General features: G+C 71.0%; 20 protein-coding genes. 4 read left to right on the top strand and 16 right to left on the bottom strand.

Annotated features, from left to right (window positions below):
- Nucleotides 1-31: 31 nt before the first annotated feature.
- The 6 genes from obgE to VGJ14_12970 form a co-directional block, all read right to left on the bottom strand.
- On the bottom strand, nt 32-1411 hold the full coding sequence (gene obgE / locus VGJ14_12995; protein HEY2833335.1) for a GTPase ObgE: 1380 nt from the start codon (nt 1409-1411) through the stop codon (nt 32-34).
- A gap of 19 nt (nt 1412-1430) precedes the next feature.
- Nucleotides 1431-1688, bottom strand: a complete 258-nt coding sequence (gene rpmA / locus VGJ14_12990; GenBank protein HEY2833334.1) for a 50S ribosomal protein L27 — start codon at nt 1686-1688, stop codon at nt 1431-1433.
- Nucleotides 1689-1699: 11 nt separating this feature from the next.
- Nucleotides 1700-2008 (bottom strand): 50S ribosomal protein L21, encoded by a 309-nt coding sequence (gene rplU / locus VGJ14_12985; protein HEY2833333.1) that lies wholly within the window; start codon nt 2006-2008, stop codon nt 1700-1702.
- 122 nt (nt 2009-2130) lie between these two features.
- Nucleotides 2131-4743 (bottom strand): Rne/Rng family ribonuclease, encoded by a 2613-nt coding sequence (locus VGJ14_12980; protein HEY2833332.1) that lies wholly within the window; start codon nt 4741-4743, stop codon nt 2131-2133.
- 60 nt (nt 4744-4803) lie between these two features.
- A complete protein-coding gene (locus VGJ14_12975; GenBank protein HEY2833331.1) occupies nt 4804-5586 on the bottom strand; it encodes a TIGR03936 family radical SAM-associated protein in 783 nt (260 codons plus the stop codon).
- Nucleotides 5586-7514 (bottom strand): TIGR03960 family B12-binding radical SAM protein, encoded by a 1929-nt coding sequence (locus tag VGJ14_12970; protein HEY2833330.1) that lies wholly within the window; start codon nt 7512-7514, stop codon nt 5586-5588. Before VGJ14_12970 ends, VGJ14_12975 begins: the two co-directional genes overlap by 1 nt.
- Nucleotides 7515-7602: 88 nt before the next feature.
- Here VGJ14_12970 and VGJ14_12965 point away from each other — a divergent pair, with 88 nt between their 5' ends.
- The 3 genes from VGJ14_12965 to VGJ14_12955 all read left to right on the top strand — a co-directional run bounded on the left by VGJ14_12965 (nt 7603) and on the right by VGJ14_12955 (nt 10808).
- Nucleotides 7603-9132 carry an AMP-binding protein gene (locus VGJ14_12965; protein HEY2833329.1) on the top strand — a complete coding sequence of 510 codons (1530 nt, stop codon included), beginning with the start codon at nt 7603-7605 and terminating at the stop codon, nt 9130-9132.
- Between the two features lie 117 nt (nt 9133-9249).
- Nucleotides 9250-9603: a YciI family protein gene (locus VGJ14_12960; GenBank protein HEY2833328.1), complete on the top strand. Its 354-nt coding sequence runs from the start codon at nt 9250-9252 to the stop codon at nt 9601-9603.
- Complete coding sequence (locus VGJ14_12955) at nt 9600-10808, top strand: RNA polymerase sigma factor (protein ID HEY2833327.1); 1209 nt, start codon at nt 9600-9602, stop codon at nt 10806-10808. The genes VGJ14_12960 and VGJ14_12955 overlap by 4 nt, the downstream gene beginning before the upstream one ends.
- Before the next feature lie 3 nt (nt 10809-10811).
- Here the strand turns inward: VGJ14_12955 and VGJ14_12950 are convergent, their stop codons facing one another.
- Entirely contained in the window at nt 10812-12848 is a 2037-nt protein-coding gene (locus tag VGJ14_12950; protein HEY2833326.1) for a hypothetical protein, read from the bottom strand.
- Nucleotides 12849-12985: 137 nt separating this feature from the next.
- Between VGJ14_12950 and VGJ14_12945 the strand changes: the two genes are divergently transcribed.
- The gene (locus VGJ14_12945; protein ID HEY2833325.1) at nt 12986-13837 is read left to right on the top strand and encodes a site-specific DNA-methyltransferase; all 852 of its coding nucleotides are present in this window, start codon (nt 12986-12988) and stop codon (nt 13835-13837) included.
- 5 nt (nt 13838-13842) lie between these two features.
- Here the strand turns inward: VGJ14_12945 and VGJ14_12940 are convergent, their stop codons facing one another.
- From VGJ14_12940 to VGJ14_12900, 9 genes are all read right to left on the bottom strand, one after another.
- Complete coding sequence (locus VGJ14_12940; protein ID HEY2833324.1) at nt 13843-14616, bottom strand: alpha/beta hydrolase; 774 nt, start codon at nt 14614-14616, stop codon at nt 13843-13845.
- Nucleotides 14609-15811, bottom strand: a complete 1203-nt coding sequence (rodA, locus tag VGJ14_12935; GenBank protein ID HEY2833323.1) for a rod shape-determining protein RodA — start codon at nt 15809-15811, stop codon at nt 14609-14611. Before rodA ends, VGJ14_12940 begins: the two co-directional genes overlap by 8 nt.
- Nucleotides 15808-17904: a penicillin-binding protein 2 gene (mrdA, locus tag VGJ14_12930; protein HEY2833322.1), complete on the bottom strand. Its 2097-nt coding sequence runs from the start codon at nt 17902-17904 to the stop codon at nt 15808-15810. The genes rodA and mrdA overlap by 4 nt, the downstream gene beginning before the upstream one ends.
- A complete protein-coding gene (gene mreD, locus VGJ14_12925; protein HEY2833321.1) occupies nt 17901-18437 on the bottom strand; it encodes a rod shape-determining protein MreD in 537 nt (178 codons plus the stop codon). Before mreD ends, mrdA begins: the two co-directional genes overlap by 4 nt.
- A complete protein-coding gene (mreC, locus tag VGJ14_12920; GenBank protein ID HEY2833320.1) occupies nt 18434-19300 on the bottom strand; it encodes a rod shape-determining protein MreC in 867 nt (288 codons plus the stop codon). The genes mreD and mreC overlap by 4 nt, the downstream gene beginning before the upstream one ends.
- A 10-nt stretch (nt 19301-19310) precedes the next feature.
- On the bottom strand, nt 19311-20396 hold the full coding sequence (locus VGJ14_12915) for a rod shape-determining protein (protein HEY2833319.1): 1086 nt from the start codon (nt 20394-20396) through the stop codon (nt 19311-19313).
- A gap of 138 nt (nt 20397-20534) precedes the next feature.
- Nucleotides 20535-20948, bottom strand: coding sequence for a nucleoside-diphosphate kinase (ndk, locus tag VGJ14_12910; GenBank protein ID HEY2833318.1), 414 nt, complete (start codon nt 20946-20948; stop codon nt 20535-20537).
- Nucleotides 20949-20987: 39 nt separating this feature from the next.
- Nucleotides 20988-21353: a DUF4233 domain-containing protein gene (locus VGJ14_12905; protein HEY2833317.1), complete on the bottom strand. Its 366-nt coding sequence runs from the start codon at nt 21351-21353 to the stop codon at nt 20988-20990.
- On the bottom strand, nt 21350-22717 hold the full coding sequence (locus VGJ14_12900; protein HEY2833316.1) for a folylpolyglutamate synthase/dihydrofolate synthase family protein: 1368 nt from the start codon (nt 22715-22717) through the stop codon (nt 21350-21352). Before VGJ14_12900 ends, VGJ14_12905 begins: the two co-directional genes overlap by 4 nt.
- Nucleotides 22718-22758 lie beyond the last annotated feature (41 nt).

Here is a 22758-nt window from a genome sequence, read left to right as displayed (position 1 = left end):
TAGCTCACGGTTGGGCGGACGCCTGAGGTGTTCATCGGCCGTCCAGCCGCAGGTCGGTGCCACGCCGGCCGTGCAGGTGCTCCGCGCCGGCCCGGATGGAAGGTTCCCAGTCGAAGACCACGGCGTCGCGGTCGTGCCCGGTGCGCCCACCGATGACCACGGGGTCGCCCTCGCGCGCGCCGAGCTCGTAGAGGCGGTCCTCCACGCCGAGGCGGGCCAGCCGATCGGCCAGGAAGCCCACCGCCTCCGGGTTGTTGAAGTCGGTTTGCAACACCCAGCGGCGCGGCTTCTCCCCGCGCACCACGAAGGCGGGTTCGCCGTCGATCTCCTCGCGGGTGACCGAGAAGCCGGTCTCATCCACCGGGATCGGTCGCAGTAGCTGTCGTCCCGGATCGGCGGCCGGCGCGGCGGCGCGCGCCTCGGCGACCAATTGCGCCATGGCGAAGCCGAGCGCTCGCAGCCCCTCGTGGCTGACCGCGCTCACCGGGAGCACCCGCAGCCCGCGGGCCTCCAGGTCCGCGGTGACCAGGTCGGCCAGCTCCCGGCCCTCGGGGACATCGACCTTGTTCAGCGCCACCAGGCGCGGACGGTCGACCAACCCCCCGTACGCGGCCAGCTCGGCCTCGATCACGTCCAGATCGGAGACGGGATCCCGGTTCGGCTCCAGCGTGGCGCAGTCCAGCACGTGCACCAGCACCGAGCAACGTTCGACGTGCCGCAGGAACTCCAGGCCCAGGCCCCTGCCCTCGCTCGCACCGGGGATCAGGCCCGGCACGTCGGCGACGGTGAACCGGACGTCACCGGCCTGCACCACGCCGAGGTTCGGCACCAGGGTGGGGAACGGGTAATCGGCGATCTTGGGGCGGGCCGCCGAGATCGCCGCGATCAGCGAGGACTTGCCCGCGCTCGGGTAGCCCACCAGCGCCACGTCGGCCACCGTCTTGAGCTCCAGCACCACGTCCGCGGTTTCGCCGGGCTCGCCGAGCAGGGCGAAGCCGGGCGCCTTGCGCCGCGGGGAGGCCAGCGCGGCGTTGCCGAGGCCACCGCGGCCACCATGGGCCAACACGTAACGGATGTCCGACCCGACCAGATCGGTGATGATCCGCCCGTCCATGGACTTCACCAAGGTGCCGTTGGGCACCGGGAGGATGACGTCCCCGCCGTCGGCGCCGCTGCGGTTGTTGCCCTGACCGGACTTGCCGGACGCGGCCCGACGGTGCGGACCGTGGTGGTACTCGAGCAGCGTGGTGGTGCCGGGCTCGACAACCAGCACCACGTCCCCGCCGCGCCCCCCGTTGCCGCCGTCAGGCCCGCCCAGCGGCTTGAACTTCTCCCGGTGAATGGACGCGCAGCCGTCACCGCCGTCGCCGGCGGCGGCGTGCAGGACGACCCGGTCGACGAAGGTGGTCATATAAGGAAAGCGCGGAGGGTTACTCCGCGGCTGCGACGATGTTGATGACGCGACGGCCGCGTCGGGTACCGAACTGCACAGCGCCGGCGACGAGGGCGAACAACGTGTCGTCACCGCCACGACCGACGCCGTCACCCGGATGGAAGTGGGTGCCGCGCTGGCGGACGATGATCTCGCCGGCGTTCACCTGCTGGCCCCCGAAGCGCTTGACGCCGAGGCGCTGGGCGTTGGAGTCGCGCCCGTTGCGCGTGGAGGACGCGCCCTTCTTGTGTGCCATGACGCGTGCCTCTACTTCTCGATCGACGTGATCTTGACGCGGGTCAGCTTCTGTCGGTGACCCTGGCGCACCCGGTGACCCGTCTTGTTCTTGAAGAAGATCATCTCGATCTTCGGGCCCTTGGTGTGTTCCAGCACCTCGGCGGTCACCGTGACGCCGGCCAGCGCGGCCGCGTCGGAGGTCACCGAGTCGCCGTCCACCACCAGCACCGCGGGCAGTTGCAGCGTGCTGCCCGGCTCGCCGGACTGCCGGTCGAGCTCGAACACGTCGCCGGTGCTGACCTTCTCCTGCCGGCCGCCGGCCCTGACGATCGCGTACACCGCGGTACTCACTCTCTGCTGATTCCGAACATGATGAACTGCGTCGCGCGCAGCCGCGGACAGCGACCGAGCCTGCGAGGCCGCCGTGGGCACTGAACGTTACCGGAGGCCCCGACGTTGGCTCAAACCGGAACCTCCTGGGCCGGCGCGCTGGCCCGGCGCCGGGAGCGACGCGCCGGGGCGGGCGCCGCGGTGTCCTTGTCCTCGGCGGCCTCGGTGGTCTTGTCGTCGGCGTCCTCCCGGGGATGCACGACCACCGCCTCGACCTCGGCCGTTTCGGCGGCCTCACCCGCGGCCCGGCCGCGGCGACGACGCGCGGACCGGCTGCGACCCGAACCCGGCGTCTCCTCCTCGGCGGGCGCCTGCCCGGCCTCCTCGTCGGGCTTGTGGCCGTTGCGGGGTGGCCGCGGGACGGGCTTGGGCCGCTGCCGCGCGTCCGGGTCATCGGTGCGCACCATGATTCCGCGACCGTTGCAGTGCTCGCAGGTGGTGGAGAAGGCCTCCAGCAGACCCTGACCGACCCGCTTGCGGGTCATCTGCACCAGGCCCAGTGAGGTGACCTCGGCGACCTGGTGCTTGGTGCGGTCCCGGCCCAAACACTCCACCAGTCGGCGCAGCACCAACTCGCGGTTGGACTCCAGCACCATGTCGATGAAGTCGACCACGATGATGCCGCCGATGTCGCGCAGCCGGAGCTGACGCACGATCTCCTCGGCCGCCTCCAGGTTGTTCCGGGTGACGGTCTCCTCCAGGTTGCCGCCGGAGCCGGTGAACTTGCCGGTATTCACGTCGACCACGGTCATCGCCTCGGTCCGGTCGATGACCAACGACCCGCCCGAGGGCAGCCACACCTTGCGGTCCAGGGCCTTGAGGATCTGCTCGTCGATGCGGTGCGCGGCGAACACGTCGGAGTTCTCGGCCCACTTGGTCAACCGGCCCGCCAGGTCCGGGGCGACGGTGTTGAGGTAGTCCGAGATCTCGGTGAAGGCCGCGTCACCGGCCACGATCAGCGAGGTGAAGTCCTCGTTGAACACGTCCCGGACCACGCGGACGATCAGGTCCGGCTCACCGAGCAGCAGCGCTGGCGCGCTGGCCGACTTGGCCCTGCTGGAGATCTGCTCCCACTGCGCGGCCAGTCGCTCCACGTCGGCCTGCAGTTCGGCCTCGGATGCCCCCTCCGCCGCGGTGCGCACGATGACCCCGGCATCCTCCGGCACTACCTGTCGCAGGATGTTCTTCAGCCGGTTGCGCTCGGTGTCCGGCAGCTTGCGGCTGATCCCGGTCATCGAGCCCTCCGGCACGTAGACCAGGTAACGGCCGGGCAGCGAGATCTGGCTGGTCAACCGGGCGCCCTTGTGCCCGATCGGGTCCTTGGTGACCTGCACCAACACCGACTGGCCGGACTTCAGTGCGTGCTCGATGCGCTTGGGCTGGCCCTCCAGCCCCTCGAAATTGACCTCGCCGGCGTAGAGCACCGCGTTGCGGCCCTTACCGATGTCGACGAACGCCGCCTCCATCGACGGCAGCACGTTTTGCACCCGGCCCAGGTACACGTCGCCCATCAGCGAGGACGAGCTCGCCCGGTTCACGTAATGCTCGACCAGCACTCCGTCCTCGAGGACCGCGATCTGGGTGCGGTCACTGCCCTGGCGGACCACCAGCACCCGGTCGACCGCCTCGCGACGGGCCAGGAACTCGGCCTCGGACAGGATCGGCACCCGCCGCCGGCCGGCCTCGCGGCCCTCCCGGCGACGCTGCTTCTTGGCCTCGAGGCGGGTGGAACCGCGCACCGAGGTGACCTCGTCCCGGCTGGCCCGCACCCGGGTGACCGTCTGCTCGGGGTCGTCCGACCCGGCTGCGCCGTCCTCGCCGCGCCGCCGGCGGCGACGTCGACGCCGGGATCCGGCGCCGTCCGCGTCCTCATCCTCGGTCTCAGCCTCGGCCTCGTCTGCGGCCTCAGCAGCGGTGTCGGCCTCGGCCGCCTCGCCGCTCTCCTCGTCGGGGCGTCCGGAACGGCCCCGGCGACCACGGCCGCCACGACGACGCCGACGCCGACGGGCGGCGGAGGCACCTTCCTCGCCGTCCTCGCCGTCCTCGGTGTCCTCGTCGCCGTCCTCGGCGTCCTCGACCTTCTCAACAGCCGACTCGGCCTCGGGCTCGGCCGGCGGGGTGCCGGCACCGCTGCGGCGCCGTGGACGACGGGCAGCGGCGGGCGCCGCGGCGGACTTTGCGGCGGACTCCTCGGGGGTGGCGTCGGCAACGGGCGCGTCACCCTCGGCGGGGTCCACGTTCGGTTCACCGGCGGCCCGACCGGCGGCTCGGCGGCGGCGCGACGGCGTGGCCTCCATCGTCGGGGCCTGGAAGACCAACGCGGTGGGCGGAGCGCCCGCGGTCACCGCGCCGTCCTCGGTGGCCGCGGCGTCCTCGGGCTCGGCGACCCGCTTGCGGGTGCGTCGGGCGCGCGGGGCCGGGGCGGCGCCGGCGTCGTCGGCCGCGGCGGGAGCCTCGTCGACCTTGGTGGTGGCGGCTGCTGCTTTCTTCCGGGTGCGCCGGGCCGGCGCGGGCGCGGGCTCGTCGGCGGGCACCGGCTCGGCGGCGGGTGCCTCGCCGGCGGGGGCTTTTTTGCTCCCGGCCGCATCAGTGGGCGGTCCGGCCGGGCGACCGGCCGCACGACGGCGGCGGGTGCTGGGCGCGGTGGATTCTTCAGTGGTGCTGGTGGGCTCGTCATCGAGCATCTTGGGTATCTGCCGTTCCGGCTCCCGGGCGCAGGTCAATGCGCCACGCGGGAACCTAAGTCAAGCGACCGATCCGTCACCGGATCGGTCCGGAGCCAGTGGGTCGTGCACCTCGCCGGAACTGGCATCCAGCGGCCCCTGCGCCAGCCGGGTCACCCGCGGGGGGTGCGGCGGCATCAAGTCAGCCACCAGACGTAGTCCGGAGAGGACGTCATCGGGTCGAACAGCCGGTGTCATGTGGCGAACGACCAGTTGAAGTATCGCACAGGGCACCGAACCCGGTTCGGAGCCGCGCTCGAACGGACCTTGATCGTCCAAAACCTGAGCGAGAACCACGGCTTCCCGGGCGTCGAAACGGCGCACACCGTTCTTGGTCAGCCGCTCCACCTCGACCACCGGGGCGGCCAGGAACGCGCGAATGGCCTGCTCGGCGGTGGCCAGGGCCACCTCGTCCAGCCGAACCTCCCAGACCGAGGCCACCAGTCGGTCGGCCAGCGACCCGCCGCCCGCCTCCAGCACCTCGAGCACGTCGAAGCCCTCGGGCAGCGCCTCGTCCAGCGCAGCCGCGACCTCCTTGGGGTCGCGCCGCTCGGCGAGACCCAGCTCCAGGTACTCGGCCAGGCTGGCCACCCCGGTCGGCGCGGCGTTGGCGTAGGACACCTTCGGATGCGGGCTGAAGCCGGCGGAGTACGCGATCGGCACCCGGGCCCGGCGCAGCGCCCGCTCGAGGGCGCGTTGGAAGTCCCGGTGGCTGGTGAAGCGCAACCGCCCCCGTTTGGCGTAGTGCACCCGCAGCCGCTGGACCGTCGGCGGTGGCGGCGGTCCTTCCGGGGTCCGGGCCATCAGAGGACGGAGAGCGGGAGCAACGCGCGTCCCGTGGGCCCGATCTGGATCGCGGTGCCCAACTCCCCGCACACGCCGCAGTCGTAGCAGCCCTCCCAGCGGCAGTCCTCTACCTCGGCACCCTTCGGGTTGATCGAGTCCAGCCAGTCCTGCCAGAGCCAGTCGCGGTCCAGGCCGGCGTCGAGGTGGTCCCAGGGCAGGATCTCGTCCTTTCCCCGTTCGCGGGTGGTGTACCAGTCGACGTCCACCCCGGTGCCGGCCAATGCCCAGTGGGCGGCTTCCATCCACTGGTCGAAGGAGAAGTGCTCGCTCCAGCCGTCAAAGCGGCCGCCGTCGCGCCACACGGCCTCGATCACCGCGCCCACCCGACGGTCGCCGCGGGACAGCAGTCCCTCGACGATGCCGGGTTTGCCGTCGTGGTAGCGGAAGCCGATGGCCTTGCCGTACTGCCGGTCGTTGCGCAGCACCTCGCGCAGCTTGCGCAGCCGCGCGTCGGTGGTCTCGTGGTCGAGTTGGGCGGCCCACTGGAACGGGGTCTGCGGCTTGGGCACGAACCCGCCGATGGACACCGTGCAGCGGATGTCCCGGCTGCCGGTGACCTCGCGGCCGGCCTTGATCACCTCGCGGGCCAGGTCGGCGATCTGCAGCACGTCGGAGTCGGTCTCGGTGGGCAGACCGCACATGAAGTAGAGCTTCACCTGCCGCCAGCCGTGCTCGTAGGCGGTGCGCACGGTGCGGATCAGGTCCTCCTCGGTGACCATTTTGTTGATCACCTTGCGCATCCGCTCGGAGCCGCCCTCGGGGGCGAAGGTCAGGCCGGAGCGGCGGCCGTTGCGGGTCAGCTCCTCGGCCAGGGTGACGTTGAACGCGTCGACCCGGGTGGAGGGCAGCGACAGCCCGATCTTGTCGTTCTCGTAGCGGTCGGCCAGGCCTTTGGCGATGTCACCGATCTCGGAGTGGTCGGCCGAGGACAGCGACAGCAGACCGACCTCCTCGAAGCCGGTGTTGGCCAGACCCTCGCGCACCATCTCGCCGATCGAGGTGATGCTGCGCTCGCGGACCGGACGGGTGATCATGCCCGCCTGGCAGAACCGGCAGCCCCGGGTGCAGCCGCGGAAGATCTCCACGCTGAACCGCTCGTGCACGGTCTCGGCCAGCGGCACCAGCAGCTTGCGCGGGTACGGCCAGGAGTCCAGGTCCATCACGGTGTGCTTGGTGATCCGCGCGGGTACGCCGGGCCGGTTCGGGACGACCGCGGCCAGCGCGCCGTCGGCGTGATAGCTCACGTCGTAGAAGCGCGGCACGTACACCCCGCCGCTCGCGGCCAGGCGGAACAGCACCTCATCCCGGCCCCCCGGGCTGCCCTCGGCCTTCCATTCCCGGACCACCTCGGTGACGGCCAGCGCGATCTCCTCCCCGTCGCCGAGCACCGCGGCGTCGAGGAAATCGGCGATCGGTTCGGGGTTGAATGCCGCGTGTCCGCCCGCGATCACCAGCGGGTGTTCGGCGCCGCGATCGCGTGCGTGCAGGGGGATTCCGGCCAGGTCCAGCGCGTTGAGCATGTTCGTGTAGCCCAACTCGGTGGAGAAGCTGACGCCGAGAACGTCGAAGGCGGCCACCGGCCGGTGCGCGTCCACGGTGAACTGCGGCACGCCGTGTGCGCGCATCAGCAGCTCCAGGTCGGGCCACACCGCGTAAGTGCGTTCGGCGAGCACCCCGTCGCGCTCGTTGAGCACCTCGTAGAGGATCTGCACGCCCTGGTTGGGCAGGCCTACCTCGTACGCGTCCGGGTACATCAGACACCAGCGGACCTGCGCGGACTCCCAGTCGGAGACCACGGAGTTCAGCTCCCCGCCGATGTACTGCACCGGCTTCTGCACCCGGGCCAGCAAGGGCTCCAGGCGGGGAAACAGCGACTCCACGGGCATCCGGCAAGCCTACGCGGAGCCCGCCGTTGCGCCGAAGGAGCGTGAGTTATAGACAGAAGCTGCCCCGGACTGCCAGGAGGTACCTCGCATGTACTACCCGCTCACCGTCGCCGACTTCCTGGACCGCGCGGAGACGGTCTACCCCAACCGCATCGCGGTGGTGGACGAACCCGACCAGCCGGCCCCCGACCAGGGCTCGTTCACCTACCGGGAGATGGCCCGGATGGCCCGCGCGCAGGCCGCGCGATTGGACCAGCTCGGGGTGCCGTCCGGCGGGCGGGTGGCGATCATCTCGCAGAACAGCTCGCGGTTGCTGACCTCGTTCTTCGGTGTCTCCGGCCATGGCCGCGTCCTGGTGCCGGTGAATTTCCGGTTGGCCCAGCCGGAGATCGACTACATCGTGGCCCATTCCGGCGCGCAGGTCGTCTACGCCGACCCGTCGTTGAAGGACGCGCTGGACTCCCTCGACGCGCCGCACAAGTTCGTGCTCGGCGAGGACGACGCGCTGTACAACTTCGACGCCGAGCCGCAGCCGTGGGACGACCCGCAGGAGTCCGCGACCGCGACCATCAACTACACCTCCGGCACCACCGCGCGGCCCAAGGGGGTGCAACTGACGCACCGTAACCTGTGGTTGAACGCGACCGTGTTCGGGATGCACACGCAGATCTCCGACCGCGACGTGTACCTGCACACGCTGCCGATGTTCCACTGCAACGGGTGGGGTATGCCCTACGGACTGACCGGGGTGGGCGCCAAGCATGTGGTGATCCGCCAGATCGACGGCGCGGAAATCCTGCGACGCGTGGACACCTACGGCGTGACGCTGATCTGCGCGGCGCCGGCCGTGGTCAACGCCGCGCTGGACGCGGCGGCCTCCTGGGACGGCCCGATTCCCGGCCGCGACCGACTGCGCGTGGTCGTCGCGGGTGCGCCGCCGCCCAGCCGGACCATCCAGCGGGTGCTCGACGACCTCGGGTGGGAGTTCATCCAGATCTACGGCCTGACCGAGACCTCGCCGCTGGTCACCGTCAACCGGATGCGCGGCGAGTGGGACGACCTGCCCTCCGCCGAGCGGGCGAAGCGGCTGCTGCGCGCGGGCGTGCCCGCGTTGGGCGTGCGGGTGCAGGTTGACGCGGAGGGTGAGGTGATCACCGCGTCCAACCACAACCTCGGCGGGTACTGGGAGCAGCCCGAGGAAACCGCGAAGGCGCAGGCCGACAATTGGTTCCACACCGGCGACGGCGGCTACCTCGACGACGAGGGCTACCTGGTCATCGCCGACCGGAAGAAGGACGTGATCATCAGCGGCGGCGAGAACGTGTCCTCGATCGAGGTGGAGGACGCGCTGAACTCGCACCCCGCGGTGCGCGAGGTCGCGGTGATCGGCATCCCGGACGAGAAGTGGGGCGAGTTGGTCACCGCGCTGGTCGTGCTCGGGGACACCCCGGCCACCGCCGATGAACTGATCGCGCATACCCGCACTCTGCTGGCCGGCTACAAGTGCCCCAAGCGCATCGATTTCGTCACCGAGCTGGCGCGCACGGCGACCGGCAAGTTGCAGAAGTTCAAGCTGCGCGCGCCGTACTGGGAGGGCTACGAGCGCCAGGTCAACTAGTTGATGTGACCTGAATCACATCGATGGGCTGAGCACCGCTGTCGATCCGGGCGATCGACGTTCGTGGAGTGGGTGGCGGCCGGCAACGATGTCGGTCCACGAGCGAGGAGACGTCAGATGACCCAGTACATGCTGTCCGTGTGGCACGCCCGGGACTACCAGCCCGAGCCCGAGGAGATGCAGCAGATCTTCGCCGACGTCGACGCCCTGAACAAAGAGCTCATGGACACCAAGCAGTGGGTCTTCGCGGGCGGGCTGACACCGCCGGACAGCGCCACCGTGGTGCGCTCCGCGGATGGCTCGGTGACCATGACCGACGGGCCGTTCCTGGAGACCAAGGAGGCGCTCGGCGGGTTCTGGATCGTCGAGCTGCCGGACCTGGACGCGGCGCTGGCACTGGCCCGGCGCGCGACCGTGGCCTGCCGGGTGCCGGTTGAGGTGCGGCCGTTCCAGCCCGTGCCGGAGGGGTGAGCTCGCTTCCGGAAGCCGACATCGCCCGGGTGTTCCGGGCCGAGTACGGCCGTTGCGTCTCCACGCTGACCGGCCTCCTCGGGGACATCTCGCTCGCCGAGGAGGCGGTGGCGGAGGCCTTCCTGGTCGCCGTCGAGCAATGGGCGCAGTTACCGCCCAACCCGGGGGGCTGGATCACCACCACCGCCCGCCGCAAGGCCATCGACCGGCTGCGCCGGGAATCCACCCGCGACGCCCGGCACGTCGAGGCGGCGTTGTTGAACGAACCGCCGCAGGCGCAGGAGGTGGGACCGGTGCGCGACGACCGCTTGCGCATGCTGTTCACCTGCTGCCACCCGGCGCTGGCCGCGGAGTCCCGGATCGCGCTGACGCTGCGCATCCTGGGCGGGCTGGAGACCCCGGAGATCGCCCGGGCGTTCCTGGTGCCGGAGCCGACCGTGGCGCAGCGCATCGTGCGCGCCAAGAAGAAGATCCGCGATGCGGGCATCCCCTACCGGGTGCCCCGCGACGCCGACCTACCTGAGCGGCTGGGTGGGGTCCTCGCGGTGTTGTACCTGATCTACACCGCCGGGCACTGCGCGCCGAGCGGGCCGGAGCTGACCCGGGCCGACCTCTGCGAGGAGGCGGTGCGGCTGGCCCGGCTGCTGGCCGAATTGATGCCGGACGAGCCCGAGGTGCTCGGACTGCTGGCCATGTTGCTGCTGCTGGAGGCGCGCCGGGGGACGCGCACGGATGCCGCGGGGGCGTTGGTGCTGCTGGCGGATCAGGACCGCAACCGGTGGAGCCGCGAACTGATCGATGAGGGGCACGCGCTGGTGCGCACGTGTCTGCGGCGCGGGGCTCCGGGGCCGTACCAGTTCCAGGCGGCGATCAACGCGGTGCACACCGACGCGGCGACCGCGATAGATACCGACTGGGCGCAGATCGTCACGCTCTACGACCAGTGGTTGACGGTGGCGCCGACGCCGGTGGTGGCGTTGAACCGCGCGGTGGCGTTGGCCGAACTGGCCGGGCCGGAGGCGGCCCTGGCCATCGTCGACGAACTGGACCTGCCGAACTATCAGCCGTACTGGGTCGCCCGCGCGGAACTACTCGTGCGCGCCGCACGCCCGGTCGAGGCACTCCAGGCCTACGACCGGGCGTTGCTGTTGACCGACAATGCGGTCGAGCACGCTCATCTGACGAGCCGTCGGGCGTCGGTCTAGGCCTCAGCCGCCGAGCACCGCCGCGGTGTTCGGGGCGACCCGGTGCCGGTAGATCTCCGCGGCACCCAGCGCGACCGCGCCACGCAGCTCGAGTTGCAGCAGACAACGCAGCGCCAGGTCGTGTGAGCCCCAGCAGTGGTGGGCGAGCAGCGCCAGCTGGGTCAGCTGCGCGTCGCTCATCAGCTCCGGTCGGGTGAAGTCGCGGACGTAGACGACCTCGACCTCGCGCACCTGGTGCAGGGTCTCCCCCCACGGGGCCATCGAGGTGCGCTCGACCTCGGTGATCGCGTGCGGAACCAGGCCCAGCTCCCGCGCGGCGAGGTCGAACTCGCCGAGGGAGGGCTGATCCGGATGCACCGCGATCAGCGCGAGCCGGGCCTGCACCGCGACGGCCTCGGCCAGTCGGGTGCGGCCGTGCCTGAACGCGGACAGGTCCGCGCTGCGCAGGTCGATGTGCAGCAGGTCGACGATCTCGACCTCGGCAATCTCGTCCAGTCGTCGGGTGGCCACGGTGAGCGCGTCCCCGGAGGGCGGCGCCGACCAGCCGAAGGTCTCCAGCACCCGCGGCTCGGCCGGGTGCACCCCGGACCACACGCTGCGCTCGGCACCGTCGCCGATCGCGAACGGCAGCACAGTCTGGTTCGGCAGGGCCAGTTCACGGACCGCGTCGTAGCGTTCCGGCAACGGCTCGAACCGGGTCACCCAGCACAACTGACGTTCCATCAGGTCACCGGCGGCCTCGTCGACGCCGACCAGCGTCACGTACACCCGACGGGTCGGTGACAGCAGGTCGGTCAGCACCGGGGCCTCGAGCGGGGCGACGTCGGCAACCAAAATCCGGTTGTCCGCGGTGTCCCGGTTGGCCTGTCGCGGCAGCACCGCGGGGGTGATGGTACGGCTGGCCTCGGCGCCCAACTTGGCCACCGCGGCGTTGAGGTTGGCCTCCACCCGATCACGGTGCGGCTCGGGCAGCACGGGGTCGTCCAGCAGATGCCGGCAGGCGGCCACGCACTCCGCCTCGTGCCCGGTCCAGTAACTGGCCACGGCGTACTCGTCGAGGCAGCGCCAGGCGTAGACCTCCTCGTCGGCCCAGGTCTCCTCGCGCGGCATCGGGATGCCCAACGCGTGACCGGCGGCCATCCGGGCCAGGTCGAACAGCTTGTGCTCGCGACAGAAGCGGGCCAGGTCGATCAACGCCTCGGCGCGGGCCGGGTGGGCCTGGAAGGCCTTCAGGTATGCGGCGACCACGTCGTCGGGCCGCCCACCCGCGCGCTCCAGCAACCGCCCGGACCACAGCATGGACTGGGCGGTCAGTTCTTCACTGCCCCCCATGGCCAGCGCGCGGCGGTAGGCCACACTCGCCGACTCGTACTGCTCGGCCAGGCGGTAGGCCGCAGCCAGTTCGTGAGCCAGCCGCGTGTTCTCCGGGTCCAGCTGCAGCGCGGCTTCCAACGCGGCCGCGTCCCGACGCGCGGTGTCGGCGTCCAGCGGGGCGGCCAGCACGCTGATCCCGACGACGAACTGCCGGACGGCTGCCTCGGCGCCCTCGAGCTGGGAGCGGACCACGCCGTGGTCGCGCCAGACCAGACGGTTGGACACCAGCCGCGGCTGCCAGCACACCTGACCGTTCTGACGTGCCATCAGGTAGACCGCGTCGCCGGTCAGTGCGGGCAGCGCGGCGCCCTCGGCGAGCTCCAAGGTCTCGCCGGCTTCCAGCAGCAGGCTGTACCGGGCGGCCGAGCGCGCGCTGCGCAATGCCTCGGTGCGGTCCTGTCCGAAGCCGAAGCTCTCCGCGGTGATCAGGCGGCCGGGGACACCTTCCAACGCCTGCTGGACGGCCGCGGCGATCGGCTCGCCCGAGCCGGTCTGCACGATCACCCAGTGGTCGATCAGCGAACGCACCGAGGCCAGCGTCGCGGCCAGCGACTCGGCGGCCTCGTCGCCGACGACCAGGACCAGGCCGATGCCGTCGGTGGGCGGGGCCGGCTCGTGCGGCAGCCCGGGGCTGGCCAACACTGCGGCGAATTCGGTCGCGCTCACCGGATTCATATCGTTACCGTCCGATCTAGGCCGAAGTGGTCAATCGGACGACATCGTGTTCCGCCGGCCCCCTTGGAGGAAACCGCCGAACGGGTCAATTCGGACCTTCTCCGCGTCGCGCACTAACGTCACAGCCCGTGAGTCCCCCACTGCCCACCTCCGGCGGCTTGGTCGTCCATGCGGACAACGCCACCGTGCTGCCCGGCTGGCCGGACTCCTCGTTCACGATGATCTACCTGGACCCTCCGTTCAACACCGGTCGCAAGCAGCAGCGTGCGGCGCTGCGCACGGTGCGTTCCGCGCAGGGCACCCGGATCGGGTTCGGCGGGCACACCTATGAGCAGGTGCGCGAGCGGATGCGCAGCTATGACGACGTGTTCGCCGACTACTGGTCGTTCCTGGCACCGCGGCTGGAACACGTACACCGGTTGCTCACCGCGGACGGCACGCTGTACCTGCATCTGGACTACCGCGAGGTGCATTACGCCAAGGTCTGTCTGGACGGGATCTTCGGCCGGGAGTGTTTTCTCAACGAGATCATCTGGGCCTACGACTACGGCGCCCGGGCCAAGGGCCGGTGGCCGACCAAGCACGACAACGTGTTGGTGTACGTGAAGGATCCGGACCGCTATCACTTCGACTCCGCCGAGGTGGACCGCGAGCCGTACATGGCGCCCGGTCTGGTCACACCGGAGAAAGCAGCACTGGGCAAGTTACCCACCGACGTGTGGTGGCACACCATCGTTTCGCCCACCGGCAAGGAGAAGACCGGCTATCCGACGCAGAAACCTCTCGGGGTGCTGCGCCGGATGGTGGCGGCCAGCTCACGGCCGGGGGATCTGATCGGGGACTTCTTCGCCGGTTCCGGCACGGTGGGCGCGGCAGCGGAGGCGCTGGGCCGGCGCTATGTATTGGTGGACTCGCATCCGGAGGCGATCGAGACCATGCGCAAACGTCTGGGCACCGGGGCGCAATTCCTCACCCCGTGAGGTGGCTACCCGGCGAGGAAGTGCACCATCGCAGCGGCCAGATCGGGCTTGGTGACCGCGCCCATGTGATTGCCGGGCACCGACGCGTACTGCCCGTGCGGCAGGGTCCGGGCCAGTTCCACGCCGGAACCGTTGTCGTCGTCCTCGCTGCCGAGCAGCACCAGCGTGGGTACCTCGATGGTGGCCAATTGCTCGGGGGTGGTGTCCACGAAGGTGTCCAGCACGCGTTCCAACGCCAATGGGTCGCCGCCCACCGTGTGCAGGAACGCCTCGGCCATCCAGGCCGGCGATCGGGGCTCGTGGTGGCCGAGGTTGGTCAACACCGCACGGAAGTAGGCACTGCGTTCGTTCGCGGCGACGACGCCGGCCAGGCCCATGCCGGCCAACACCGCCCGGCGCGGCCGCGCGCCGCGCACCATCATGCGGACCACGGTGCGCGCGCCCAGCGAGTAGCCGCCCAGGTCGTAGCCGGACGGGTCGGACCAGTTCAAACCCAGGTGAACGAGCAGCGCGAAGCCGTCGTCGGCCAGCAGGTCGGGGGTCCAGGCCGCGGCGTCGTGTGGCTTGGCCGAATCCCCGTGCCCGCGCAGGTCCGGCATGATCACCCGATGCCCGGCAGCGGCCAGCGCCGCGGCGTGCCCGTAGCGCACCCAGTTCACCGCGGCGGTGGAGAAGTAGCCGTGGATGAGAATCAGCGGACGCCCGGTACCCACTTCGCGGTAGACCAGTTCAACGCCGTCGTAGCCGAGGAAGGGTTGGCCGGGGGGCACCTCAGCCATGACTGTTGGCGTGCACGTTGAGCAACAGCCCCACGCCGATCAGATTCGCCATCATCGCGGTACCACCGTAGGAGACCAGCGGCAGCGGCAGACCGGTGACCGGCATCAGGCCCAGCGCCATACCGATGTTCTCGAAGGTCTGGAAGGCGAACCAGCACACCACCCCGGTGCACAGCAGCGACCCGAACAGGTCCGGGGCCTGGCGGGTGATCACGCAGCCGCGCCAGAGCAACACCGCCAACGCCAGCACGATGGCGCCCGCGCCGATCAGGCCCAGCTGTTCACCGGCCACGGTGAAGATGAAGTCGGTGTGCTGTTCGGGCACGAACTGCCCGACGGTTTGCGAACCGTGGAACAACCCGGCGCCGGTCCAGCCCCCGCTGGCCACCGCGATGCGGGCCTGGTGGGCGTTGTAGCCGAAGCCGGTCGGGTCCAGGTCCGGGTTGGTGAATGCGGCGAACCGGTCGATCTGGTACTGGCTGAGCAGATGCGCCTGCACCACGACCACCGCGCCCATCGCGGCGGCGCCGGCCAGGCCGAGAATCCACCGCACCGGGACCGCGGCCACCACCAGCACTCCGGCCACCACGGCGACCAGCACGATCGCCGAGCCGAGGTCCGGCTGGCTCAACACCAGTGCGATCGGCACCGCGGCCAGGCCCAGCGCACTGAACACCTCGGTGTGGCCGGGCCGTTGCCGGACGGTGTTCTCCCGACGCTCAGCAAGCAACAACGCCAGCCCGAGCACCACCGCGAGCTTGGCGAACTCCACCGGCTGCACGGACAGCCCACCGACCACGATCCAGGAGTGCGAGCCGTTCAACGTGACGCCGAGTGGGGTGCGCACCAACACCAGGCCGACCAGCGCGACCAGGTAGGCCACCGGGGCGAAGACCCGCAGTCGCCGGTAATCGGTGCCCGCCACCACCCCGGCGATCAGCAGACCGATCAGCGTGCTCGCCAGGTGACGGTAGATCAGATGATCGTGGTGTCGATCGGGGTCCTGCGCCCGGGTGGCCGCGTACACCAGCACCGAACCGAACCCGCACAGCCCGAGCACCGCGGTGAGCAGCAACGGGTCGCCGGCTGTCAGTCGGCGTCCCAGCGCGGGTAGTGCCCGCGGATCCCGCTCACGCAGCGGCGAGATACCCACGGTGGGCACCAGGCTGCCGTACGGCAGCGACGGGTAGGTCATTGCGGTTTCCGATAGGTGCCGTCGGAGAGCAGCGTGGGCAGGTTGACCGGCGGCTTGCCGTGCGGCAGCACCGGCGCGCGGTCCACGCCGAGCAACGCGGCCTCGATGGCCCGCACCGACGGACCGGACGTACCGCTGCCGGTGCCGCCCTGCGACACGGTCATAACCACGGCGTAGCGCGGGTGCGGCCCGGCCGGCAGGTAGCCGGCGAACCAGGAGCTGGGCTGCTGCCCGTAGTGCTCGGCGGTGCCGGTCTTGGCGGCCACCGGGATCTCGTCCAGCGGCCAGCCTGCGTAGACCCCCGCCGCGGTGCCCGCGGTGGTCACCCCCACGAGCGACTGACGCAGGTAGGCCAGCGTCGCCTTGCTCATCGGCACGCGCCCCTGAATCACCGGGGAGAACGTGCGCACCACCCGGCCGTCCGGTCCCAGTTCGGCCTTGGCCACGTGCGGGCGCCACAGCGTGCCGCCGTTGGCGACGGCCGCATACATCCGAGCCAACTGAAGGGGCGTCACGATGGTGTCGCCCTGCCCTATCGCGAAGTTTGCCGCGTCTCCGGGGCCGAACCGATAGCCGCGCGCACAGTTGTCCGCGGCCACCTGCTGCAGGAACGCCGCGCGGGTGGGCTGCGTCTGGGCCAGGTCCGGGTAGCCGGTGCGGGCCCGGTCGCAGTCGCGCTCCTTTGTGGCCTGCCAGTTGCGCTGCTTCCAGTCCCGGTCGGCGATCCGGCCCGCGGACTCCCCCGGTAGGTCGATGCCGGTGAGCCGGCCCAGACCGAACGCCGTGGCCACCGTCTGCATCGGGTCGGCCGGGTGCGGGACGGGGTCCAGGCCGCCGTCCTTCTGCCACATCTCGTAGGCGATCTTGTAGAACACCGTGTCGCAGGAGACCTCGATGGCCTGCTGCAAGGTGATCGGTCCGTATGCCTCGGACTCGAAGTTGCCGAAATCGCGGTCCGCGATGCGGTAGCTGCGGTTGCAGTCGTAGAGGCTGTGCGTGGAGTAGCCGGATTCCAACGCGGCGGTGGAGGAGACCACCTTGAACGTCGATCCCGGTGGGCCGCCGGAGCCGTAGGCCCGGGGCAGCAGCGGGGAGTTGGCGCTCGGGTCGGTGAGCATCGCGTAGGCACCGGGCGTGATGCCGCCCACCCAGACCGCCGGGTCGAAGGTGGGCGCGCTGGCCATGGCGACCACGGCACCGGTGTTCACGTCGAGTACCACCACCGAACCGGAGTCGGCCGGGTAGGTGCGGTGTCGAAAGTCCTTGACGTGGCGGGCCCGGTCGATGGCCGCCAGCAGCTCGCGTTCGGCGATCGCCTGCACCCGTGCGTCGATGGTCGTGACCAGGTTGTGGCCGGGTGCGGCGGGGGTCTGGCCGACGGTGCCGAGCACGTTGCCCAGGTGGTCCACGGACAGTCGGGTCACGCCGGGGGTGCCGCGCAGCAGCTCGTCGTAGTGCCGTTCCAGACCGGTCTGCCCGACCAGGTCAGCGTTGCCCAGCTGAGGGTCGAGGCGGCCCGCGTTGCGTTGCGCGGCAGCCTGGTCGGGGTTGGCCGCGGACACGTAACCGAGCACGTGCGCGGCGTTGGCGCCGTAGGGCGCGGTGTACTCGCGCACCGCGATCTGGTCGGTGCGCACGCCGGGGAACAGCTCGCGGCGCTCGGAGATGCTCAGCGCCACCTGCGGGTCGACGTCGCCCGCCACCGGCACCGGCTGGTACGGCGATCCGTTCCAGCAGGGTTGTTTGACCTTGGCCGTGCAGGTCCGCAGCGATTGGCGCAGGTCGCCCGGTGTGGTGGAGAGCACCCCGGCCAGTCGCTTGAGCACCGCCGCGCCGCGGTCGGGTTGGGCCGCCAGCGCGGCCCGGTCCACGGACAACTGGATGCGGCTGCGGTCGCCGGCCAACGGGCGGCCCTGGTCGTCCAGGATCAGCCCCCGCGGTGCCGGGGAGATGACCTCGCGCACGGTGTTCGCGTTGGCCGCGGCGATGTACTGCGGCGCGGCGACGGTCTGCAGGTAAGCCAGCCGACCGCCCAGCGTCAGCATCATGGCGAGGACCACGACCTGGACCGCCAGCACGCGCGGCGACCTCATCTGCCTACCATCCCCAGCGCGAGCGGCAGCGGGTCGGTCCCGCGGGTCGGGCCACGCACCAGCAGCCGGGTGCCGGGCAGCACACCGAGCGCGAGCAACGCGGACCAGGCGGCCATCGCGGGCACCCGCTCCAGCGCCGCGCCCACGCCGGCGCGCGGGTCACCGAGCACCACGCCGAGCAGGTTGAACAGCGCCGGCGCGACCGCGCCGATTCCGGCGGCCAGCAGCGCGCCGTGCAGCACGCCGGTGTCCTCGTCGCCGACCAGCGCGACCAGGTAGCCGAGCAGGGCCAGCACGAACGCCCATTGCCCGAGCGGGTGGCCGGCCGGTGGGGCGATGTCGAGCACGGCGCCCGCGGTGAAGCCGGCAACCGCACCGCCACGCGGACCGACGCCGAGCGCCACCCCGACGACGATGGGCACCAGCAGATCGGGCACCGCACCGGGCCAGTCCACCGGGGACAACACCACGACCTGGATCAACCCGGCCAACACCAGCACCGCGCCGAGCGCGACGGCACGTGCCTTGGTCATCGCACGGCGCCCCGGGCACGCACCGCCGGAGCAACCGGGTGCGGCACGATCACGCCGACCGCGTCCAGCGTGCCGAAACGGCTGTACGGGCGCACCGTCGCCACCGGCCCCGCCGCGGCCGAGCCGTTGGTCACCGAGAGCACCTCGCCCACCGGCAGCCCGGCCGGATACGGCTGACCGTCCGGCGAGCCATAGGTGACCAGCTTGTCCCCCGGCGCGAGCTGTGCGTGGGGATCGAACATGCGTAGTCGGCCGTAGCCGTCGTGGGTGCCGTCCAAGGTGCCGATTTCCCCGGTGGAGGCCACCCGCACGCCGACCGAGGACAACGGGTCGGTGAGCAGCAACACGGTGGCAGTGGTCGGGTACACCGTGGTGACCCGACCGATCAGCCCGTCCGCGTCGAGCACCGCGGTGTTCGGCGCGACCCCGTCGCGGGCACCGGCGTCGATGGAGATCGTTGCGGAATAGGCGTGATCGGGGTCCACGCCGACCACGTGCGCCGGACGGATGGACGCACCCGCCGCGCCGCCGGCCGCGGTCAACGAGGCGATCTGCTTGGTGTCCGCGGCGTGCCGCAGCGCGGCGCGCAGTTGCGCGGACAGCGCCATGTTCTGCCGGCTGAGCGCCTCGATGCGGCGGTCCCGATCGCGGGCGTCGCCGAGCCCCGAGACGGTGCCGGTGACCGGGCGGGCCAGGAACACCAGGCCGGACTCCACCGGGGCGAACACGGTGGCCGCCGCGGATCGCACGGGGTGCAGTGGCGAGTTCACCGGCCCGGAGTGCGAGTCGACTGCCGCCAGACTCAACGCGCCGACCAGCAGCGCGCCGAGCAGCATCCGGCTCGACGTGGTGTCGCGGATCACTGACGTTGCCTCAGTATCGCTTTTGGTAAGGGTTGTGGGCTGCCATCACGGACTGCAGTGCCTCGAACTCGTCCACGCAGCGGCCTGCGCCCAGCGCCACACAGTCCAGCGGGGAGGGCGCGATGACCACCGGCATGCCGGTCTCGCAGCAGAGCCGGTCGTCCAGTCGGCGCAGCAGCGCGCCACCGCCGGTGAGCACGATGCCACGGTCCATGACGTCGGCGGCGAGCTCGGGCGGGCAGCCGTCCAGGGTGAGCTTGACCGCGTCCACGATGCGGCCGACCTGCTCGTCGATGGCCTGACGGATGTCGGTGGTGCTGACCACGATGGTGCGCGGCAATCCGGAGACCAGGTCGCGCCCGCGGATCTCTGCGTGCACCTCCGACTCCAGCGGCAGCGCGCTGCCCAGCCCGATCTTGATCTCCTCGGCGGTGCGCTCACCGAGCAGCATTGAGTGTTCCTTCTTGATGTGGGCGATGATCGAGTCGTCGAGTTCGTCGCCGGCCACCCGGATGGACTGGGCGCAGACGATGCCGCCCAGGGAGATCACCGCTACCTCGGTGGTACCGCCGCCGATGTCCACCACCATGCTGCCGGTGGCCTCGCCGACCGGCAGGCCCGCGCCGATGGCCGCGGCCATCGGCTCCTGCACGATGTGCACCTGGCGGGCACCGGCCTGGGTGGCGGCCTCGATCACCGCGCGACGTTCCACGCCGGTAATGCCCGACGGCACGCAGACCACCACGCGGGGCTTGGCGAAGTAGCGCCGCTTGTGCACCTTCTGGATGAAGTAGCGCAGCATGCGCTCGGTGATCTCGAAGTCGGCGATCACGCCGTCCTTGAGCGGCCGCACGGCGACCACGTGCGATGGGGTGCGCCCGATCATCGCCTTGGCCTCGGCGCCCACCGCGACGACCTGCCCGGTGGCGGTGTTGACGGCGACCACCGAGGGCTCGTTGAGCACGATGCCGCGTCCGCGGACGTAGATCAGCGTGTTCGCGGTGCCCAGATCCACGCCGATGTCCCGCCCGATGAAGGAGGACAGCTGCGACGGGATGGAGCCGACGTTGGAGGCCGTCGGCCTGGGGATGGTCATGGCCACCGTGAGGCCTCCGAGGTGCTGGTGTGACTGGAGTGACCGATTAGGTCACTCTGCGACGATAGCCGGCCACACCCCGCAAACCCCGCAACGGCGCGCCCGCCTTTGCCCCCGGGCGCGGCCGGAAAGGCCGGGTTAGTGCTCCGGGAAGAACAGGCCGATCTCCCGGGCGGCGGACTCCGGGGAGTCCGAGGCGTGGATCAAGTTCTCCTGGTTGGACAGCGAGAAATCACCGCGCACGGTGCCCGGCCCGGCCTTGCGGCCGTCGGTGGCGCCGACCATCAGGCGGACGACCTCGACGGCTTGGTCGCCGGACAGGATCAACGAGATCAGCGGCCCGGAAGTGATGAACTCCCGCAGCTCCGGGTACCAGGCCTTCTCCACGTGCTCGGCGTAGTGCTGGTCGGCGGTCTGCTTGTCCAGGGTGCGCAGGTTCATCGCCTCGATCGCGAAGCCCTTGGCCTCGAAGCGGCTGAGAATCTGGCCCACCAGGCCACGACGGACACCGTCCGGTTTGACGAGGACGAGGGTCTTCTCGGACACAGGCACTTCTCCTCAGACGGCGTGCTTTCGATGACGCCGGCGAGCCTATCGAGTGGGTTCGGCCACCAAGTCCCCGATGCGCAGTGCGCTCATCCACAGTGCGCCGAACAGCACGCCCATGACGAACATCGCGGGCACCACCACTCCCGTGGCGAGCACCAGCACCTGCACCGCCCAGCCCACCTTGATCCCGTACGGGGAGCGCAGCGACCCGGTGGCCAGGATGCAGGCCAGCGCCAGTCCCCCACCGACGGCCAGCGCGGCGCCCTCGGAGACGTGCGAGGACATCCGGGAGGCGACCAGCGCGCCGAAGAAGACGACCAGGCCCTCGAAGCCGAGCACCACACTGCACAGCCGCCGCTGCATCTTCTCCCGCGACGCCCGGGTCAGCCCCTGCGGCTCGTGACTCATGGGCGACCCTTGAGCAGCGTGCGCGCGGCGCCCGCGAGCACCACCGAGCCGATGACGATCACGCCGGCGCCGGCCGGTTCGTCGCCGTCCTCGGCCAGGGTGACCGCGGCGTCCAACGCGTCGTCCAGCCGGGACTCGACCTGCACTCGGTCGGCACCGAACACCTCGACGGCGACCGCGGCCAACTCGTCCACGGGCAGCGCTCGCGGGTCGTTGACCCGGGTGATCACGATCTCGTCGAGCACCGGCTCCAGCGCCTCGAGGATGCCGACGGTGTCCTTGTCGACCATCACGCCGAGCACGCCGACCAGTCGGCTGAACGCGAAATCCTCCTGCAACGCGGCCGCGACGGCGACCGCCCCGGCCGGGTTGTGCGCGGCGTCCAGCACGATGGTCGGCGAGCGGCGCACCACCTCCAGCCGGCCGGGCGAACTCGCCGCCGCGAACCCGGCCCGCACGACGTCGAGGTCCAACATGGCCCGGCCACCGCCGAGGAAGGATTCCACCGCGGCCAGCGCGCAGGCTGCGTTGTGTGCCTGGTGCGCGCCGAGCAGCGGCAGGAACAGCTCCTCGTAGAGCCCGCCGAGCCCGGCCACCGCGACCACCTGGCCGCCGACCGCGCCGAGCCGGCCGCGCACCCCGAATTCGCCGCCCTCACGGCCGATCGCCGCCCCGACGTCGGCTACCCGACGCAGCACGACCTCGGCGACCTCGGGTGACTGCGCGGCCAGCACCGCGAACCCGCCGGACTTGATGATCCCGGCCTTCTCCGCCGCGATGACCTCCGCGGTGTCACCGAGGTACTTCGCGTGGTCCACCGCGATCGGGGTGAGCACCGCGACCTGACCGTCCGCCACATTCGTGGCGTCCCAGGACCCGCCCATGCCGACCTCGATGATCGCCACGTCCACCGGGGCGTCCGCGAACGTGGCGTAGGCCAATGCGGTCATCACCTCGAAGAACGACAGCGGGTGATCCTGGGCGGCATCGACCAGGCCCAGATACGGCTCGAGGTCCTGATACGCCGCGACGAATCGCTCGGCGGAGATCGGCCGGCCGTCGAAGGCGATGCGCTCGCGCAGGGACTGCAGGTGCGGGCTGGTGAACAGCCCGGTGCGCAGGCCGAACGCGCGCAGCAGCGACTCGATCATCCGCGCGGTGCTCGTCTTGCCGTTGGTCCCGGTGAGGTGGATCACCGGGTAGGCGTGCTGCGGTGAGCCGAGCACGTCGCACAGCGCCGCGATGCGGTCCAGCGACGGCTCCAGCCTCGACTCGGGCCACCGTGCCAGCAGCGCGGCCTCGACCGCGGCGAGTTCGGCGGTCACATCGATCTCGGGCACCACTTCCAGGCCTCGTCCGGTCACTGTGGCGCCACCCCCACACCGCGCGCCCCACCCCGAGCGGG

The sequence above is a fragment of the Sporichthyaceae bacterium genome (genome assembly GCA_036493475.1).
Taxonomy (GTDB): domain Bacteria; phylum Actinomycetota; class Actinomycetes; order Sporichthyales; family Sporichthyaceae; genus DASQPJ01.
Note: the sequence above shows the minus strand (reverse complement) of the source record. Positions and strands in the feature narration are given on the sequence as shown.

Bases quoted from the DNA above. Each gene is read 5' to 3' on its own strand.
- VGJ14_12975 (HEY2833331.1), bottom strand. From the start codon at position 5,586: ATGGCCCGGACCCCGGAAGGACCGCCGCCACCGCCGACGGTCCAGCGG.
- rpmA (HEY2833334.1), bottom strand. From the start codon at position 1,688: ATGGCACACAAGAAGGGCGCGTCCTCCACGCGCAACGGGCGCGACTCC.
- VGJ14_12970 (HEY2833330.1), bottom strand. From the start codon at position 7,514: ATGCCCGTGGAGTCGCTGTTTCCCCGCCTGGAGCCCTTGCTGGCCCGG.
- VGJ14_12965 (HEY2833329.1), top strand. From the start codon at position 7,603: ATGTACTACCCGCTCACCGTCGCCGACTTCCTGGACCGCGCGGAGACG.
- mrdA (HEY2833322.1), bottom strand. From the start codon at position 17,904: ATGAGGTCGCCGCGCGTGCTGGCGGTCCAGGTCGTGGTCCTCGCCATG.
- VGJ14_12915 (HEY2833319.1), bottom strand. From the start codon at position 20,396: ATGACCATCCCCAGGCCGACGGCCTCCAACGTCGGCTCCATCCCGTCG.
- obgE (HEY2833335.1), bottom strand. From the start codon at position 1,411: ATGACCACCTTCGTCGACCGGGTCGTCCTGCACGCCGCCGCCGGCGAC.
- VGJ14_12960 (HEY2833328.1), top strand. From the start codon at position 9,250: ATGACCCAGTACATGCTGTCCGTGTGGCACGCCCGGGACTACCAGCCC.
- rodA (HEY2833323.1), bottom strand. From the start codon at position 15,811: ATGACCTACCCGTCGCTGCCGTACGGCAGCCTGGTGCCCACCGTGGGT.
- VGJ14_12905 (HEY2833317.1), bottom strand. From the start codon at position 21,353: ATGAGTCACGAGCCGCAGGGGCTGACCCGGGCGTCGCGGGAGAAGATG.
- VGJ14_12940 (HEY2833324.1), bottom strand. From the start codon at position 14,616: ATGGCTGAGGTGCCCCCCGGCCAACCCTTCCTCGGCTACGACGGCGTT.
- VGJ14_12980 (HEY2833332.1), bottom strand. From the start codon at position 4,743: ATGCTCGATGACGAGCCCACCAGCACCACTGAAGAATCCACCGCGCCC.
- mreD (HEY2833321.1), bottom strand. From the start codon at position 18,437: ATGACCAAGGCACGTGCCGTCGCGCTCGGCGCGGTGCTGGTGTTGGCC.